The organism is Leptospira gomenensis (assembly GCF_004770155.1).
GTDB lineage: Bacteria > Spirochaetota > Leptospiria > Leptospirales > Leptospiraceae > Leptospira > Leptospira gomenensis.
Genome location: NZ_RQFA01000037.1, coordinates 171,399 through 187,174 on the forward strand (window position 1 = coordinate 171,399; position 15,776 = coordinate 187,174).

Consider the following 15,776-nt stretch of genomic DNA (forward strand, 5'->3'; position numbering starts at 1 on the left):
TATCGTCGGGAGCGGCTGATTGGAACGGCGAGCCGAGTTTTGGCGTTTTCCTTTCTCCCTTTGGCCAGTGTTTTTTTTTCCAAGGAGAGATCAATAGGAAAGAGATATGAGGTGTTCCTACGTTTTTCGTTATAGAAACCGACCGGATCGTTTTAGGTGTTCCTACACCAAGACGGACATTCTCGCTAGCAGAACCGGAATGGAACATAAAAAGCAAAGTCGAGTGAGGAGTTCCTACGCTCCCCGATACCAATAAGACGCAAAACCCAACTCGAACTCTAAAAAAGGAGCTCCTACAAAAAGTTCTCCTGATTCCCGGAGGTGCACGAAGAACGAATCCCTACCGCCAAAAACGAGGAGTTCCTACGCTACACCCGCTCCCAATCCATCTTAATCACGAGAATATAATTGTCACGAAGCGTATAAGTAAAAACGACGACTTGTTTGTGAAGATCCATATCATACATCGGTTCCGTAACGGTCCACTTCGCACCGCTCTGAACCACCTTGGCCTTGTGTCGGATAAAAAACGGCCTCCACGCGTAGTTATTCCCGATTTCGATTAAGTCCGAATCCCAATCTTCCCCCGGATGAGAACGAAAATACGTGGGTGTGATCTGATAACCGAAAATGTCGCACGCGAAAACAGAAAGAATTTCCGACGGAAGGTCCTCCAACATCAAATGAAGAACGAACGGAAGATCCTCTTTTCCGTTGTGGCGAAGCGAATCCAATTTTTCTCCGAGCGCGTCGATCACCGATTGACCCTTTTGAAATTCCTCTAAAAGTTCCATAAACCGAAGACCGGAAAATTTTTCGAGAGTGTCGCGTAACGTTCGATTGAATTGTTTTTTATCCTGAAATTCGCCTTGTGGTCGGGAAAAATAAAAACCCTGCAGAAGGTTTGCACCCATGGAAAGTGCGAGATGTAACTCTTCCTCCGTTTCGATTCCCTCGAAAAGAAGATCGGAACCCAACTTCTGAGACATATCAGCGATGGCGCTGAGAACGTTCTTAAACGACCTACGGTTTAAACTCTCGCGCATGATCTTGATATCGACTTTCATGATATCCGGATGAATATAACCGATCCGTTCCAGATTGGAAAAACCGACTCCGAGATCGTCCACCGCAATCTTAAATCCGAAGTCCTTAAACACGTTCACGATCGAAAGAAGTTTCTCGATGCTACCGTCGAACTTATCCTCCGTGATTTCCAAAACGATATCCGAAGGAACTATATCGTATTTTTCGATGAGATTGAGAACGTGAAGGCGTTTCAGATCCAAAACGTCTCCGGTATGAATCATCGAAAGAAAGTTGGGCATCATATTCAAAAACAACTTCGTCCTAAGACCGGTGTCTTTGAGATGACGAATCGCTTTTTCGCGAATCAATCGATCGATCTGAATCAGACGGATCGTGTCCAACTCCGGATTGTGAAACTGATAACCGAGAGATCTATATTCGTTTTTTTCCGGGGAATAGAATCGGCCGAGGACCTCGTAACCTACGATATTACAATTCGTCACTTCCAGGATCGGTTGGTAATGGGGCTGATAATAGTTTTCCCCGTAAGAGAGCAGATTGCTTGTATCCTGACTATATAACATTTGTTTTCGATTCTCTTAAGTAGAATCTTCGAATGCGGACTCCGGCAAGCAAAATTCCGGACAAAAAGTTCCGAATTCCATAGAAGGGGAGACTACATTCTTCTTTTTTTTTTCAAACCCTCGGAAAAACTGGCAATCCAAAAGGTACCTTCATGAAAGAGGCGATCGGCCATCTTCTCAATCCGTCAACGTTAGAACCTAATCTCGGTCTCTATTTAGGAACTCTTGGAATCGACAATTCCAGGGAATACAAAACATCTTTTTTGTCTTCCTGGAAAAGAATAGACTCCGTTTTAGTCGATTTAATTACAGAGGAACTGATCGTCGATCTGCGAATTTTTCGCGGTCCGGGCGCCTGTAAAGCCCTAGTAAATCTTTGGTTCTTAGAAACCGGAAAGTTTCGGACTTTAGAATGGGACGGAAAAGCGGGAAAGGAATTTCTGACCCGAGGAACGTTTCGGAACGGATATTGGAGTTTTACGCAAGGAAATCAAAGATTCAATTTTCGATTGGACGATACGATCCAACAGGGTTATACACATTCGTCCGTTTTGACTTCCGACCTGAATCTCCAGCTCGACGCGCTGGTCAGCACCTTGGAAAAGGTGAATAGACCGATTTCCTCTTTGGAAACATCGGGGAAAGATTGGATTTTCCGTCTTCTCTCTCCGGATTTGCCGGTGCGGGGTCAACTTTCCTTGAATGAGACCGTTTTGAATCTGGAATCCTCGGAGAGGTTGTCCTACAGCGTAACCTCCGGATTCAGCGACCGATCGTTTCAGCCCGAATCGAGAATTTACGGGAACGGTGCCGGTAAAAACGTCTTTCGGATCAATCTGCACAAACAGACGGGAATTCTTCTTTGGAGAAATGGAGTTCCTACGCCGCTGGAAACCGCAACGTTTCAAAAGGAGTCGCTCTCCTACGTACTCCGGGATCCGTCGGAACAAATCGAACTCGTCGTAACTCCGATCCGAACGACACAACAAATCATTCCCGGATTTTTCGGGAAAAAAAACCCGATGGAACGCGTCGAAGGAATCGTATCCGGTAAAATTCGTTTTGGGAACAAAAAAGAAACGGTCAAAAAGGGTTTGGCGATATTAGAAATCGAAAGGGAAACGCATACGTAGATTATAATTTTCTTTTATAAGAATTCCCGGAGCGAAATCAAAAAATTATTTATCGTATCGATTTTTACGGACGTTCCGTGTCTTTTTTGCCGCACCGTTACTTTTCGAAGAATCCTTGTTTTTCCGGGCTTTTTTCGTTTTGAGTTTCGGCCTTAGGTGCTGAACACTTTCAAAGATCGCCTCCCGAAACGCAGGATACGAATTCAACGCGTTTAAAAAATCGTCCTTACTCAGCGTATAAGCCTGCGTGATTCCCATAGAACGAACGGTCGCGGATCTTTTTTCTTCCGTCACCAAAGCCAACTCTCCGAAAAATTGACCCTCCGAAGCGGTCGCGATCGTTTTTCCCTCTTCGGAAAGGATTTCCACTCGTCCCTCCCCCAAGATATAAAGATTATGACCTATATCACCTTTTCTGAATATAATATCTCCCGGAAGAAAGATTTGATGTTTTAGGGAGAACACGAGCGCCGAGATAAGCGGAACTTCCGCACCTTTCAAAAAAGGGACTTTGGTCAAAAGCTCCCTATGAAGATGAATCCTCACCTCCCTCTGTAAGGAAATAGGAAGATCGCTCAACAATTCCTTTTCGTTTTCTCCGAAACCTTTTTCGATCATATAAATATAATAGTCCCGGATTTTAAGACGTAACTCGGAAGGTAAGTCCCTGGCTTTAAGGAAAGAATCGACTTGGGACATTTTTTTAATACGAGCGGAACGCTCCAAATCCAAATTCCCCAAAATACTCGCGACGTTACCGATGATGGTCGCATAAACGGCGGCTCCGATCATCATTACTAAAATGGAATATATTCTCTGTTCGGTAGTGGTAGGAAGCACGTCCCCGTAACCCACGGTGGCGAGAGTCATGACCGACCAATAAAGGGCTTTGGTATATTCGTGCCATCCGGTTTTTATTCTATCCAGTTGGTCCATATACAACCAACCGATTGCGAACCAATGCGCGACGATCGTGATCCAAAAACCTAACAGTCCCAATCTAAGAACGCCCGGGGAAGGTTGAAAAGCGAGATTCAACCTTTCGATAATACCCGGAATCCGAACCACCTTGACGGTCCGAGTAAGCCCGAAAACCAGAAAAAGATACGGATGAAACGTCAATTCGATTCCGAATAATTTTTGCGCCACCAATTCAAAAGGCAACGCCGCGACCAAATCGAATAGGAACCAACTCCTCAAATAGCGGGCCGTTCTTTCGCGCCCGAAAGGAAGTCGTTTTCCTCGGATCTGCGCGGATTCAGGAGAAAATACGTTCACGAAAATGTCTCCGAAAAAGAGAATATCCACGAGAACGTAGATTCCGCTCAAAGCCAGACCTTTGTCGTAAAATAGAACGATACGAAGCGGGGATTCGACCGCCGCAAACAGAATACAAAAGAATATTATAATATCCCAAATTACTCTGAGTTTATTTTCGGTATGAAACGGACTCAATGATACCGCCTAAAAAACCGATTCCGAAGGGAGGGCTTTTTATCTTAGACGATGACGGGATTTATTTCCTAAAAGATACGGAAATCTTTTAAAGATTTCGGATCGGAATCTCCGAAGAATCGATTCCTTAAGTAGCAAGGATCAAACCGAGAATTTTTCCAGCAAACGTTTTACCCGATCCGATTGTTCATCGATTCTTTTCGCGCCCGAATCGATATTTTGGGAACCGGAAGAAATCATTTTCGCTCCGAGGGAAAGGTCCCGTATCGATTGTTTGATGGAGCTGTAGGCGTTCTTATTTTCCAAAGAAGAATATTCCAAATCCGTAATGTTTGAAGCAATCTCGTGCATTTTTTGCGAACAAAGATTCAAACCTGATTCCTGCACGCGCATATCCTCCAAAAGACGGACGCTAAACCGCGCCATATTGGAAGCGTTCTCCTGAATCATGGAAAAAAAATCGGAGAACTGGTCCATCTCACCGTTCCCTGCTTCGATACTAGTCCTCGTGAATTCGATCAAATCCGTGATTTCTTTCGTGTTTCTCATCGTATGATCCGCCAGCTGAGAAACCTCGTCCGCTACGACGGAAAAACCGCGGCCTTGTTCTCCTGCGCGAGCGGCCTCGATGGCGGCGTTTAACGCAAGCATGTTGGTCCGAGTGGAAATTTCTCCGATTTTCACGAGCGATTCCTTAATTTTCTGAACCGTATCTTTGATCTCGAGAAACGACTTCTGCACACCGTCCACTTTCTCCCTTCCTTTAAACGCGGTTTCGGAGGATTCTTTCGCCTGAAGCGCGAGCGAATTCAGAGATTCGGTGACTTGAATCAAAGAGGACAGATTTTTCTGAATTTCTTTTTCCAGGTTTCTTAGATGTTCTGCGGAAGTCAAAATCGTGGAAGTATTCTTTTCTACTAATATACTCAAACGATCGATCAGGTCGGCGACCTTCTGCGAATCGTAGGCTTGTGTTTCAGCCGTCGAAATGAATTCTTTTGAAACCTTTGAAAACTCCTTACTCGCGGCTTCCGAATTTTCGATGGACATTCGGGCTTCCACGATGATTTCCCGGAGAGAGGTCTCCATCTTCTTAAGAAATTCGAGCAACTCCCCCATCTCATCCAAACGATCGATCTCTATTTCGTTTCTGAGGTTACCGTTTTGGATTTCGGACGCGAAGTGGATCGCTTTTTTCAAAGGAAACATAACGGACAAAATGATAGACCTCGAAAACCAAATACCCGCAACGAGAGAAATGAGCGAAAGCAAGCTGATAGTATATAAGGAAAACGTCAACTGTGCCTCCGCGACGTCTTCGCTTTTACGGGAATTCGTCGTTTCAAAGTCGATGACTTCTTTGATGGTTTTTCTAAGGGAAGCGCTCAGAGGATGAATTCCCCTTACATAAAGGATTTGCGCCTCTTGTCGTTTATTCTCTTTACAAAGGGCGTGAATCGTCTCCGCATATTGGGACAATTCTTTCAAACCTTCTTCGAACGAACGAATCTTATCCGACTCGCCGGGTTCGAGCGGAAATTCCCGGAACTTTCCGTTGTTCTCCTCGATCTCCCGCAATAAAGCGAGAATCCTTCCGTGTTCCTCCTCCGAAAGAACGGAATCCACTGTGGAAACTTTGGAGGAAAGTGTAAGTTCGGCCAGAATCAACTTTTCAAGAGTGAGGTTCATCAACTGAAATTTCGGCTGGGAATTGTCGATCATCGAACGGATCGTTTTTCTGTACACGAACGTGTTGTAGACCGTAAGCGCCGAGGAAAGAATGAACATTCCTATGATCGCCCCGAAACTAAGACGAAGTCTCGTTTTAATGTCGATGTTGCCGAGTAAGTTCACTTTGATTCGCAGTTACGCCTAATCGATGTTATTTGGACTTCGAGATGAAATTGATGTAGGAAATCACGTCCCGGATCTGCTCTTCGGACAACTCGTCCTTCCAAGGAGGCATAAACGGGGAACGGTTGACGCCAATTCCGCCTTTTTTTATGATTTCCTCTTTTTGTTCGTCCGTCAATTTCGTGATCGTCAAATTCGCCGGAGGAGGGACCTTGCCGACCGCCAATCGCCCTTTTCCGTCGGCGGCTTCGCCGTGACAGAGAACACAATACGTGCGAAATACGATACTTCCGCGGACCGCAGACTTCTCCTTCGAATCCAAAGCCATCACCGAAAAAACGGGAAAAAGAACGAAAAAATATATTAATATATTAGAATATAGTTTCATTATTGCACGTCGATCGTCATTTTCATATCCGGATGAATTGCGCATTGTACGGTGACCTTTCCCGGCTTTTCGAATTTAACCTTCTGTGTCTGTCCTTTCGGATAAGAACCCAAATCGAAAATTTTCACTGGGGAAAGCGAATATACGTTATGAAAAAATGAATCGTAATTTGGGAAGCTCACGACGTCGCCGGTTTTTATTTTGAGGGATTCCACCGTAAAAGCCTTATTTTTCTGACCGACTTCGTGCTCGGCAGCGGATAAACCCGCAGCTAAAAGCCCGCACAAGATCGGAACGATCCTTAGTCCTTTGAACATTCAATACTCCTAATTTAAATAAATATATTCTATTATTATCTCGGCATTTCAGGGATCGAGATAGGCGCCGTCTTACCGTTCAGCGATTTCATGAATTCCACAAGATCGGCTTTTTCTTGAACCGTCAACTTTAGCGCGGACATATTCGGATCCAGGTTCAGGGGTTCGTCTCCTCCACGATCGTAATGTTCTACGACTTCTTCCAAGGTCGCATAACTTCCGTCGTGCATATACGGACCGGTTTTAGCCACGTCGCGTAGGCCGGGAGTTTTGAACGCGCCTTTCATCGCCTTTACCGGAACGAGCGCGAATCTTCCCGCTTCCTTTCGATTGGATTTTAATCCTATATTGTGGAATCCGTTATCGGTAAACTGCTCGCCTTGATGACAGGCCACACAATTCGCCTTTGAGTTGAAGAGTGAATACCCCCGCTGCGCCGATTCTGACATAGCGGTTTTATCTCCTTTTTTCCAAAGATCGTAGGGGGATTCGGAGGATAGAATCGTCCTTTCGAAATTTGCAATCGCCTTTCCGATCGTAAGCGCGCTGATATCCTCTTTCGGATAGGCTTTGGAGAACAGTTCCCTGTATCCGGGAATATTCTTTAATTCTAATATAAGCTCTTCCATCTTTTGATTCATTTCGTCGGGTGAAGTGATCGGACCGAGAGCCTGCGACTCGAGGTTATCGGCCCGACCGTCCCAAAACATTTTCGTTCCGTACGCTCCGTTGAGAATCGTCGGAGTGTTCTTCCCCAGAACTTTCATATTGTGGCCGACAGCCGTTTTCAAACCGTCGGACCAGCCCAGGCCGGGATTGTGACAGGTGGCACAGCTGATCCAATTCGATCCGGACAAGATAGGATCGAAAAAAAGCGTTTTGCCAAGAAGAATTCGCTCCGGAGTCGGACGATTGTCCGGCGGATACGGATACGATACGGTCTCTACGGGCTTTGTTTGATTTTTTAGCGACGTTTCTTTTTTTCCTTCTTCGCAGGAAATAAAAAATAGAATGAAAGATAAGACGGTAATTGGGATGGATAAGGCTCGAAACAAGTAGGAACTCCTCAGAAGTTTTTCAGATCCTTTAGACTTAGAGTATACTGTGAAAATGTTAGTCTCTACTTGGTTTATAACTTGAAATATTCCTAATTATAAGTCTAAGGCATTATTCGTTTTAAACTTTTTGTTAAGTGAACGGTAAAATTGGGAGTTCCTACGGTAGGATCGAGGCTATTGCCAAATACGGTTTCAGTGCAAAGAAAAAATAAAGTCGCAATCTCTATTACAAAAATATGTTGGAAGGAATTCTAAGGAGTTCCTACATTCGAAATGATCGGCAAATTGCCTGCAAAAGAAAACCGGGAACAAAATTAGCTCGAAGAGGAAGAAGCGCAGCTAAAATAGAAACAAAAAAAATTTGCCTGTAATAGAGAGAAAAACGTAGGAACTCCCCACCGGCAACTCCTACGAAAAAATATTACGATCCCAAAATCAAATCGAGGACAACTTTACCATCCTCATCGCCGGTAACGGAATTCATTGCACGCTCCGGGTGCGGCATCATTCCTGCGACCTTAAAGTCCTTGGACGTAATTCCCGCAATTGCATCCAAGGAGCCGTTGGGATTTTCACCGGAATAACGGAAAAGAATCCTCCCTTCTTCTTCCAATTGTTTCAAAACGTCCGATGTCGCATAATAACAACCGTCGGCATGGGCAATCGGAATTCTCAACTCTTTTGAAGGATCCAAAGACGCAGTTACCGCATTTCCGGAAGATCCTTTTTTTAGGACAACGGTTTTGCAGATATATTTAAGGGTTTTATTTCGCGTGAGCGCCCCGGGAAGAAATCCCGCTTCTGTAAGAATTTGAAATCCGTTACAAATTCCGAACAACTTTCCGCCCTTTTCGACGTGTTCTTTGACGGATTTCATCACGGGAGAAAAACCCGCCATCGCTCCCGAACGAAGATAATCTCCGTAGGAGAAACCACCGGGAAGAACGACCAGATCGTATTTTTTCTCGAGCTGATCGCGATGCCAAATTCGATCCGTCTCCGCGCCGTACTGATCGCGCAAAACGCGATAGATATCCGCGTCGCAATTGGAACCGGGAAACGTAATTACGGCAACTTTCATAATTTTTGAATATTAGCGGAATATGTTTCGATCACATGATTCACGAGTATTTTATCGCAGAGACGTTCCACGTCTTTTCTCGCGGCTTCCTCATTCGGAGCGTCGATTTTAAGTTCAATGTATTTACCGACCCGCACATCCTGCACGGACTTTTCTCCGACTTCGGAGAGAACTTTCTTAACGGTGCTCCCTTGCGGATCCAAAACGGATTCTTTGAGGACTACTTGGATTTTTGCGATGTACATGAAAGTATGAGTTCCTCTATTTTTTGGTATTTTTCTCTCAGAACGTGAACAAGATCGGTCGGAAGATCGGGAGCAGGAGGCATCTTATTCCAATGCGTCGTTTCTAAATAATTCCGAAGAATTTGTTTGTCCATACTTGGAGGAGAGATCCCCGGCGAATACGTTTCCGCGGACCAATATCGAGAAGAATCGGGAGTTAAGAGTTCGTCGATCAGAATCACCTCTCCGTCTAAAACTCCGAATTCGAATTTGGTATCGCAAAGCACGATCCCCACCCTATCTACCACTTCAGAAGCTCTGTTGAAAATGGAAATCGATTTTTCTTTCAAAATTCCGAAGAGTTCCTTCCCGATTCGATTTTCCATTTCCTTCTCCGAAATATTCTCATCGTGACCTTGATCGTTTTTTACTGCGGGAGTAAAGACCGGTTCCGAAAGTTTTTGAGATTCTTGCAATCCTTTTGGAAGAGTTTTTCCTGCAAGAGTTCCTACATCTTTGTATTCTTTCCAACCGGAGCCCGAGAGATATCCTCGAACGACACATTCGTAATCGATCCGTTTGCATTTTTTTACCAAGACGGAACGATCCTTCAAATCCGGATGATCCCGAAACGGAACCGGAAAATTCGAAACGTCCGTTTCAAGAATATGATTGGGAATGTCCTGGAAAAAAGCGAACCAAGCCGTCGAAATTCGATTCAGGACCTTGCCTTTGTCGGGAACAAGCTGCGAAAAAACGACATCGAAGGCGGAGATTCTGTCGGAAGAAGTTAAGATCAAGGTATCTCCTAGATCGTAGATGTCCCGCACTTTTCCTCTGTAGGAAGGATTCGGCAAATTCATAATTTCAAAACCATCATCGCAATATCGTCATCATTCTTTCCCCGATCCGAATGCGCAAGGATGGATTCCATCATCGTTGCAAGAATGTCCCCTCCTTTGGTAATTCCTTCCTCGAAGATTCTTTTCAGATTTTCTTCTCCGAGAATGTTCATGCTCTTGTCGGTGATTTCCGAAGCTCCGTCCGTATAAAGAAGAAGGTAGGAACTCCTCTTAAGCTGAATCGTCTTGAACTCCTCGCTGACATTGATCTCGATAGGAATAATCAAAGGCCCCATCCCGGGAAGCGTCGTGACCTCCCCGTCTTGGAACAACATCGGAGCGGGATGACCTCCGTTGGAATATTCGAATTGCAAATCTCGGTGAAGAATTCCATAAAAAAAAGTAATCGAGAATTCTTCCGGCAAAATTTTTTCCAAGTTATAACGTAATGTCTTCACTTTTTCCCGAAGATTTTGATCCGGGGAAAGACTGGAAACTTGCATCTTCAACATCGCGGCAAGGAGTGCGGCCGAAGGACCGTGACCGGAACAATCAGCGATAAAAATATGAAGCGAATCATTTTCAATCCAGGCGTCCGTATAGTCCCCGCCTATCTGCATCAAGGGTTGAAAAATCGTACTTAGACCGATCCCGTTCCACTCCAGATCTTTTTCGGGAAGAAGTTCTTGTTGCACCTTCCGAGCCATAATGAGTTCTTTTTCGTAATTTCGTTTTTGCTCCAAGACTTCGTCCTGAAGAATTTTGATTCGGATAAAAGCGCGGATTTTTGCGATTAATTCCCGAGGTTGAAACGGCTTATGAATGAAGTCGTCTCCTCCGTGGGAAATCGCTTCATCAAAACCGAGTTCTCGGCTGATCGCGGTAATAAATAGGATTGGAAGCAGCTTGAATCGCTCGATTTCGCGCAATTCCCGGCAAAAGGAAAAACCGTCCTGGCCAGGCATGCTCACATCCAAAAGTAGGACGTCCACTCGGTTGGTGAGAAGGACTGCCCGCGCTTCCGCAGCGGATTCCGCCGTGAATATCTGAAAGCCGAGCGGCTTGAGAGAATGTAGGATCAACTTCAGATTGATCTCGGAGTCATCTACCGCAAGAATCGTATATTGACTGTAATTCGGAGTCGAGGGCAAAGGTGTTCCTACTCTTCCTTTTCCGGAAGATTTTCCTTCAAATCTGCTATTTTTGCAAGCCGATATACGAAACGAAATAAAACCAAAAAAAGAATATGATACGCCAGAACGCCGAGCCAAAAACTGATTCGTATATCGGAATCCATTCCACCCTTTCCTAATATGGATTCTGGATGATTTCCAGGATTATCCATCCAGCGAATCGCGCCCCAAGTGATCACTGCATTCACGGCGCAGAGAATACTCAAGAATGCCGAAAAAATCTTTTTCTTAGATGCGTCAGTGATCAACACTCGAAAGACAAAATATGCGATCAAACTGATAAAAAGGACGGTAAACGATTGAAGTCTCGCGTCGGTTTTGTCCCAAGCAACTCCCCATGCGCTGTAGGCCCAGATTCGCCCGGAAAAAATAACCCCTGTCGCAAAAAGGATCGAAACCTGATTCGCCGAAAGAGATAGGAGATCCCACTTTGGTTCTTTTTTAATTAAGTATATGACCGCAAAACAAAGGGAAAACAACGGCCCATAAAGCGCGACCCAAGCAACCGGAACGTGAAAATAGAAAATTCTATGCGCGGTTCCTTGTTGTAGGATGACATTCGGATAATTCAAGGAAATCAGAACGACCGTCGGAAATGCGGCGAGAAAAAGTGCGGATAAAATCCAGTCATGGACAGGATGGGAAATTCGGAGCTTCATACGTTTGTGAATATTCGAGAAAATGTCGGCAGAATCAAGAAGATTCTTCAAGTTTCATCTCCGGAAAGTTCTAAAAGTAGGATCCCCATTCCGGCATAGAAAAAACAAAAAGAAAGTAGGATCACCAACCCGGGAACGGGATCGAAGACAGGAAGACGTTCAAGTTTTCTCTCCGCTTCCATTCCGAAAAGTAGAATCGGAATCGTAAAAGGGATCATAAGGAGCGGAAGTAGGATCTCCTTTAAACGGGAAGAGTCGCTGATATGGCTGAGTGAAACTCCGAGAAAGGAAATACAAAGGACCCCCGGAAGGAGAAAGATTAGATTGGTCAAGAAATCCTTCACTTCCAAAGGGAAAGCCTGAAAAAAAACGGATAATAAAATCATTAAATAAATCGCAGCAAAAGCAAGGCCGATAAAAACCGCCAAGGACTTTGCAAGAAATCGCATCCATACTGGAATAAAGAGTGCACTGATTCTTCCACCGCCGCTTTCCCTTTCTTCCCACGATGATTGTCCGATAAAAACGTAGGAACTCATAAAAAGTACAGCCCATTTGATTCCGATTAAGGTTTGTCGGTCCAATTTACCAGTTTGCTCCAAAGCATAATTGAAAATGAATACGATGGAAGTAATCAAAACCACAACGGAGAGGATTCCGTTCAACGCTCTTCCCAATAAAAGAAATTCTTTATGAAGAAGGGATAGAAGAAGTTTCAAGAATTCCCTCCCTTAAATTCCATGGAATCGTCTTTTGAGAAAAAGGAATTCCCGAATCGTGAGTGACAATCAAGATCGCAGAGTTTTGCGAATACTCGGAAAGTAGGTGAATCGCCGTTTCCAGTCCGGAACGATCGAGTGCGGTGAACGGTTCATCCAGGAGAATCAAATCTCCTCCCGTAAGAATCGCTCGAATCAGAGCTGCTTTTTGTTTCATTCCCCTGGAAAAGGTAAAAATCGGATCTTGCCTTCTTGTCCAAAGACGAAAGGAACGCAGGAGAGGCTCCGCAGAAATCTGGGACGTAGGAACTCCTGAAATCGAAAGAAAATACCGAAGATTCTCCTCCAGACTCAAGGAAGTGTAAAGACCGAGTTCGTGACCTAAATAGGCGATCTTCGGCTTTCGCGAATCGACCGACGAACCAAACGTAAAACGATTCTTCTGGCTTTCATGATTCAGAATAACTCGCAGGAGAGTGGTTTTTCCCACCCCGTTTTCCCCCCGCAAAAGAACCAAATCTCCACGGAAAAGAGAAAAGGAAACCTGTTTGAGAATCTTCTTTTTTCCGATAGAATAGGATAGGTCTTTGCAGACGAGAAGCGCGTGTTCTTCTTGAGATGACAAATCGATTCGATTCCTCTATGAAGCCAGACTCCTTTCGAAAAGAGAATTTACAATGCGTTTTTTTATAAAGGGCTGGGGAGTTCCTACGTTTCTCCGTAAAAAACGGGAAATTCTATATACAACCATCCTACTTTATTTCCTGTCCGTTGGAAATACGTCTGTCAAAGGGCAGATCCTAATCGGCGACCAATACTACTCCGGATTACTCTGGGGAGAAAATGAAATTCTCTCCCCAGAGTTTTATAACGACGGAACCTTTTTACGAACCGAACAAGACTTCATTCTAACGGCGGGAAGAAATTGGAAAGGAAAACCTCCCGCGTCTCGGGGAAGTTTCGTATTCGAAGGCAAAGAAATTCTCAATTGTGGGAACTTCAACAACGAAGCGGTTCTATTGTTGGAAACCGGAAAAGAAGAAGAGCGTGTAAAGGCCGTTTCCATGTTGGAATCGGGCTCGAAGTTCGATCCGAAATTCTTTCCCTTTCGATACAATCTCGGTCGAGCCTATCACCTTGAAAAAAAATATCAGAAATCCATCATCCAATTCGAGTATGCCGCGTCGGAAATTCCAGAATATTATAGAACGTTCATTCACCTGGGAACGTTGTATGAAATCGTCCGTGAACCGATCAACGCGACGATCCTTTGGAGAAAGGCGGCGGCCCTCAATCGCTTTCATACGGAAGCCCTCCTACTTTTAGCGGATCATTACATTCGAACGGATCTCCGAAATCGGGCGCTTCTTTATATTAAGGAAGCCGCAAAAATCGACGAACAAAGCCCCGATGCCAGATTGGGAAAGGCAAGGATCGAACTCCTTTCTTCCAAGGATCTTTATGCCTACAGAATTCTGAAAAATACCGAACTTGTGGACGATCTGGGTCGCAAGAAACAATACAATCGGAAGTTTCATTTCTTTTTCGCGGAAACGGCCAGCAAAGTGGGCGATTATGTCACGGCTGCGGATCAGTATGAACAACTACTAAAGTTTCCGAACGATCCTTTCTTTTCGGAATTTTCCTACAAAGTAATCGAACGAAGACGGGACCTTGCCAGACGTTTTGCGGAAATTCAATCTTTGGAAGAGGAAAACCGGAAGGAGTGAAAAAGGGTTTGCTTTTTTCGATTTTCTTCCGTTATCTTGAAACCGGAGGAATCTATGAAAAAAATCACCTGGCTCACAATCCTGCTTTTCCTCCTTACCGTTCCTGCGCTTGCGCAGAATAAAGAGAAGGGGCAGGACGACCTGAGTCGTTCCGATGTATTTTCTGAACAGGGGAGTTCCTACACGAAATCTCTTCAGAAAATCGTCAGAGATCTCGAAAGCACGATCAATGAGAGACTCACTGATCTGGAGAAGAAACATTCTCTTCTTGTGATTTTGAGACCGGAACTGGAAAAGGTGCAAACAATCGTCACGGAAGACATTCCCTTTACGTTTGACGAAGGATATGAGAGCAACTTGCTCAAATATGTTCGTTTCAAATTTGAGGGCGGCAAAATCAAGGAAGTTGAACTTGCCTCTGAAAAGAAAAGAATTCAATACGAATTCGCCTTTGAAAACAAAAGGCTTATTTTCGCTCCTCCGGACGTTTTGGCATCTCAGGTCAAACTGGAACGATTCGACAAGATAGAAAATACGAAAGTGGCGGATATTTCGCTCGAGAATCAGATCAAGGCGCTTCGACTTTTAGAGTCCAGCCTCCGTTCTTCGATTTATCGAATCGATATTATGATCGCTTTGTATAAAGATAAAAAAGACAGAAAAAATCTCTATCAAATCGATATCTAATCCAAAACGCGAAGGGAACTCAAATCGTTCGCTCGAATGAGTTCCCTCGTAAAATCGCTCTTCGGCTTGCTTAAAATTTCTCCAGGCTTTCCAAGATCTACTAACTTTCCTTGTTCTAAGATTCCGATCTCATCGCAGAATTTTTCTGCCATCCTCAAGCTGTGCGTAATCAGAAGTATCGTGATTTTTCGATCCTGCGAGATTTGTCTGAGAAAATGTAGGATCTCATTCAAAAGAATCGGATCTAATGCCCCGAGGGCCTCGTCCAAAAACAAAATTTTAGGTTCAGCTAAGAGAGCTCTCAGAATGGCAGCTCTCTGTAACTCACCACCGGAAAAGGTTAGAACATTTCTATTCAAATTTTTCCCGTTAAGCTGAAAAGAATGTAGGAGCTCCTGAAACGATCGCTCCCCTCGTTGAGCAACGTCTCCACCGATAATTCGAAACGGCTCCTTGAGAGCCTTTTCCAGAGACCAAGAGGGATTAAAGATCGAAACAGGATCTTGAAAAACCGGCTGCAAGAGATGAGTAGGAATTTCGTCCCTTTTTTTTCCATAGAAACGAATCGCTCCTTTTTCATGAATATTTTTTAATGTAGGAACACCTAACATACTCCGAAAAAGGGAGGTTTTCCCCGAACCGGAACGACCTAAAATTCCCAAAACCTTCCCTTCAGATACCTCGAATGAAATCGAATCTAATATAGTACGGTCTTTGAAATTAAGACTTAATTCACGTACTTCTATCGCATATTCTTGATTAAACATTTTCGCTCATCTTGATTCCTTTCAACGATCGATTCGAGTCGAGATATGTAGGAACT

At 44.3% G+C, this 15,776-nt stretch carries 16 protein-coding genes and 1 pseudogene; 3 read left to right on the forward strand and 14 right to left on the reverse strand.

All coding sequences use genetic code 11. The features are described 5' to 3' along the window. Positions 1–368: 368 nt before the first annotated feature. On the reverse strand, positions 369–1,613 hold the full coding sequence (locus tag EHQ17_RS09215; RefSeq protein ID WP_135595246.1) for an EAL domain-containing protein: 1,245 nt from the start codon (positions 1,611–1,613) through the stop codon (positions 369–371). A 152-nt stretch (positions 1,614–1,765) separates the two neighbouring features. Here EHQ17_RS09215 and EHQ17_RS09220 point away from each other — a divergent pair, with 152 nt between their 5' ends. Beyond that, positions 1,766–2,746 carry a hypothetical protein gene (locus EHQ17_RS09220; RefSeq protein ID WP_135595244.1) on the forward strand — a complete coding sequence of 327 codons (981 nt, stop codon included), beginning with the start codon at positions 1,766–1,768 and terminating at the stop codon, positions 2,744–2,746. Between the two features lie 45 nt (positions 2,747–2,791). Here the strand turns inward: EHQ17_RS09220 and EHQ17_RS09225 are convergent, their stop codons facing one another. From EHQ17_RS09225 to EHQ17_RS09280, 12 genes are all read right to left on the reverse strand, one after another. Further along, positions 2,792–4,201: a cyclic nucleotide-binding domain-containing protein gene (locus tag EHQ17_RS09225; RefSeq protein WP_135595242.1), complete on the reverse strand. Its 1,410-nt coding sequence runs from the start codon at positions 4,199–4,201 to the stop codon at positions 2,792–2,794. A gap of 141 nt (positions 4,202–4,342) precedes the next feature. Beyond that, positions 4,343–6,055 carry a methyl-accepting chemotaxis protein gene (locus EHQ17_RS09230; protein WP_135595240.1) on the reverse strand — a complete coding sequence of 571 codons (1,713 nt, stop codon included), beginning with the start codon at positions 6,053–6,055 and terminating at the stop codon, positions 4,343–4,345. Between the two features lie 28 nt (positions 6,056–6,083). Then, the gene (locus tag EHQ17_RS09235; protein WP_135595238.1) at positions 6,084–6,443 is read right to left on the reverse strand and encodes a c-type cytochrome; all 360 of its coding nucleotides are present in this window, start codon (positions 6,441–6,443) and stop codon (positions 6,084–6,086) included. After that, positions 6,443–6,760 carry a methylamine utilization protein gene (locus tag EHQ17_RS09240; protein ID WP_135595236.1) on the reverse strand — a complete coding sequence of 106 codons (318 nt, stop codon included), beginning with the start codon at positions 6,758–6,760 and terminating at the stop codon, positions 6,443–6,445. Before EHQ17_RS09240 ends, EHQ17_RS09235 begins: the two co-directional genes overlap by 1 nt. 35 nt (positions 6,761–6,795) lie before the next feature. Next, positions 6,796–7,797: a cytochrome-c peroxidase gene (locus EHQ17_RS09245; RefSeq protein ID WP_135595370.1), complete on the reverse strand. Its 1,002-nt coding sequence runs from the start codon at positions 7,795–7,797 to the stop codon at positions 6,796–6,798. A gap of 442 nt (positions 7,798–8,239) precedes the next feature. Beyond that, complete coding sequence (gene purQ / locus EHQ17_RS09250) at positions 8,240–8,899, reverse strand: phosphoribosylformylglycinamidine synthase subunit PurQ (RefSeq protein ID WP_135595234.1); 660 nt, start codon at positions 8,897–8,899, stop codon at positions 8,240–8,242. Then, the gene (gene purS, locus EHQ17_RS09255; protein WP_135595232.1) at positions 8,896–9,144 is read right to left on the reverse strand and encodes a phosphoribosylformylglycinamidine synthase subunit PurS; all 249 of its coding nucleotides are present in this window, start codon (positions 9,142–9,144) and stop codon (positions 8,896–8,898) included. Before purS ends, purQ begins: the two co-directional genes overlap by 4 nt. Continuing rightward, positions 9,120–9,986 carry a phosphoribosylaminoimidazolesuccinocarboxamide synthase gene (locus EHQ17_RS09260; RefSeq protein WP_135595230.1) on the reverse strand — a complete coding sequence of 289 codons (867 nt, stop codon included), beginning with the start codon at positions 9,984–9,986 and terminating at the stop codon, positions 9,120–9,122. Before EHQ17_RS09260 ends, purS begins: the two co-directional genes overlap by 25 nt. After that, positions 9,983–11,116: a PP2C family protein-serine/threonine phosphatase gene (locus EHQ17_RS09265; protein WP_135595229.1), complete on the reverse strand. Its 1,134-nt coding sequence runs from the start codon at positions 11,114–11,116 to the stop codon at positions 9,983–9,985. Before EHQ17_RS09265 ends, EHQ17_RS09260 begins: the two co-directional genes overlap by 4 nt. Positions 11,117–11,124: 8 nt before the next feature. Then, on the reverse strand, positions 11,125–11,817 hold the full coding sequence (gene ccsA / locus EHQ17_RS09270; RefSeq protein ID WP_135595228.1) for a cytochrome c biogenesis protein CcsA: 693 nt from the start codon (positions 11,815–11,817) through the stop codon (positions 11,125–11,127). Between the two features lie 47 nt (positions 11,818–11,864). Then, on the reverse strand, positions 11,865–12,536 hold the full coding sequence (locus EHQ17_RS09275) for a heme exporter protein CcmB (protein ID WP_135595227.1): 672 nt from the start codon (positions 12,534–12,536) through the stop codon (positions 11,865–11,867). Next, positions 12,508–13,161, reverse strand: coding sequence for an ABC transporter ATP-binding protein (locus tag EHQ17_RS09280; RefSeq protein ID WP_135595226.1), 654 nt, complete (start codon positions 13,159–13,161; stop codon positions 12,508–12,510). The genes EHQ17_RS09275 and EHQ17_RS09280 overlap by 29 nt, the downstream gene beginning before the upstream one ends. Before the next feature lie 115 nt (positions 13,162–13,276). On the opposite strand from EHQ17_RS09280, the pseudogene EHQ17_RS09285 reads away from it, so the two are divergent. Together EHQ17_RS09285 and EHQ17_RS09290 are read left to right on the forward strand one after the other, a co-directional pair. Next, a pseudogene (locus EHQ17_RS09285) lies at positions 13,277–14,266 on the forward strand (tetratricopeptide repeat protein); the annotation flags it as partial. A gap of 54 nt (positions 14,267–14,320) precedes the next feature. Beyond that, positions 14,321–14,953: a hypothetical protein gene (locus EHQ17_RS09290; RefSeq protein ID WP_135595225.1), complete on the forward strand. Its 633-nt coding sequence runs from the start codon at positions 14,321–14,323 to the stop codon at positions 14,951–14,953. Here EHQ17_RS09290 and EHQ17_RS09295 read toward each other — a convergent pair. Further along, on the reverse strand, positions 14,950–15,720 hold the full coding sequence (locus EHQ17_RS09295; protein WP_135595224.1) for an ABC transporter ATP-binding protein: 771 nt from the start codon (positions 15,718–15,720) through the stop codon (positions 14,950–14,952). The two genes, EHQ17_RS09290 and EHQ17_RS09295, sit on opposite strands and share 4 nt — an antisense overlap. Positions 15,721–15,776: the final 56 nt, after the last annotated feature.

Coding starts and splice junctions, on each gene's coding strand:
- purS (WP_135595232.1), bottom strand. CDS start 9,144: ATGTACATCGCAAAAATCCAAGTAGTCCTCAAAGAATCCGTTTTGGAT.
- EHQ17_RS09215 (WP_135595246.1), bottom strand. CDS start 1,613: ATGTTATATAGTCAGGATACAAGCAATCTGCTCTCTTACGGGGAAAAC.
- EHQ17_RS09295 (WP_135595224.1), bottom strand. CDS start 15,720: ATGTTTAATCAAGAATATGCGATAGAAGTACGTGAATTAAGTCTTAAT.
- purQ (WP_135595234.1), bottom strand. CDS start 8,899: ATGAAAGTTGCCGTAATTACGTTTCCCGGTTCCAATTGCGACGCGGAT.
- EHQ17_RS09220 (WP_135595244.1), top strand. CDS start 1,766: ATGAAAGAGGCGATCGGCCATCTTCTCAATCCGTCAACGTTAGAACCT.
- EHQ17_RS09240 (WP_135595236.1), bottom strand. CDS start 6,760: ATGTTCAAAGGACTAAGGATCGTTCCGATCTTGTGCGGGCTTTTAGCT.
- ccsA (WP_135595228.1), bottom strand. CDS start 11,817: ATGAAGCTCCGAATTTCCCATCCTGTCCATGACTGGATTTTATCCGCA.
- EHQ17_RS09260 (WP_135595230.1), bottom strand. CDS start 9,986: ATGAATTTGCCGAATCCTTCCTACAGAGGAAAAGTGCGGGACATCTAC.
- EHQ17_RS09290 (WP_135595225.1), top strand. CDS start 14,321: ATGAAAAAAATCACCTGGCTCACAATCCTGCTTTTCCTCCTTACCGTT.
- EHQ17_RS09235 (WP_135595238.1), bottom strand. CDS start 6,443: ATGAAACTATATTCTAATATATTAATATATTTTTTCGTTCTTTTTCCC.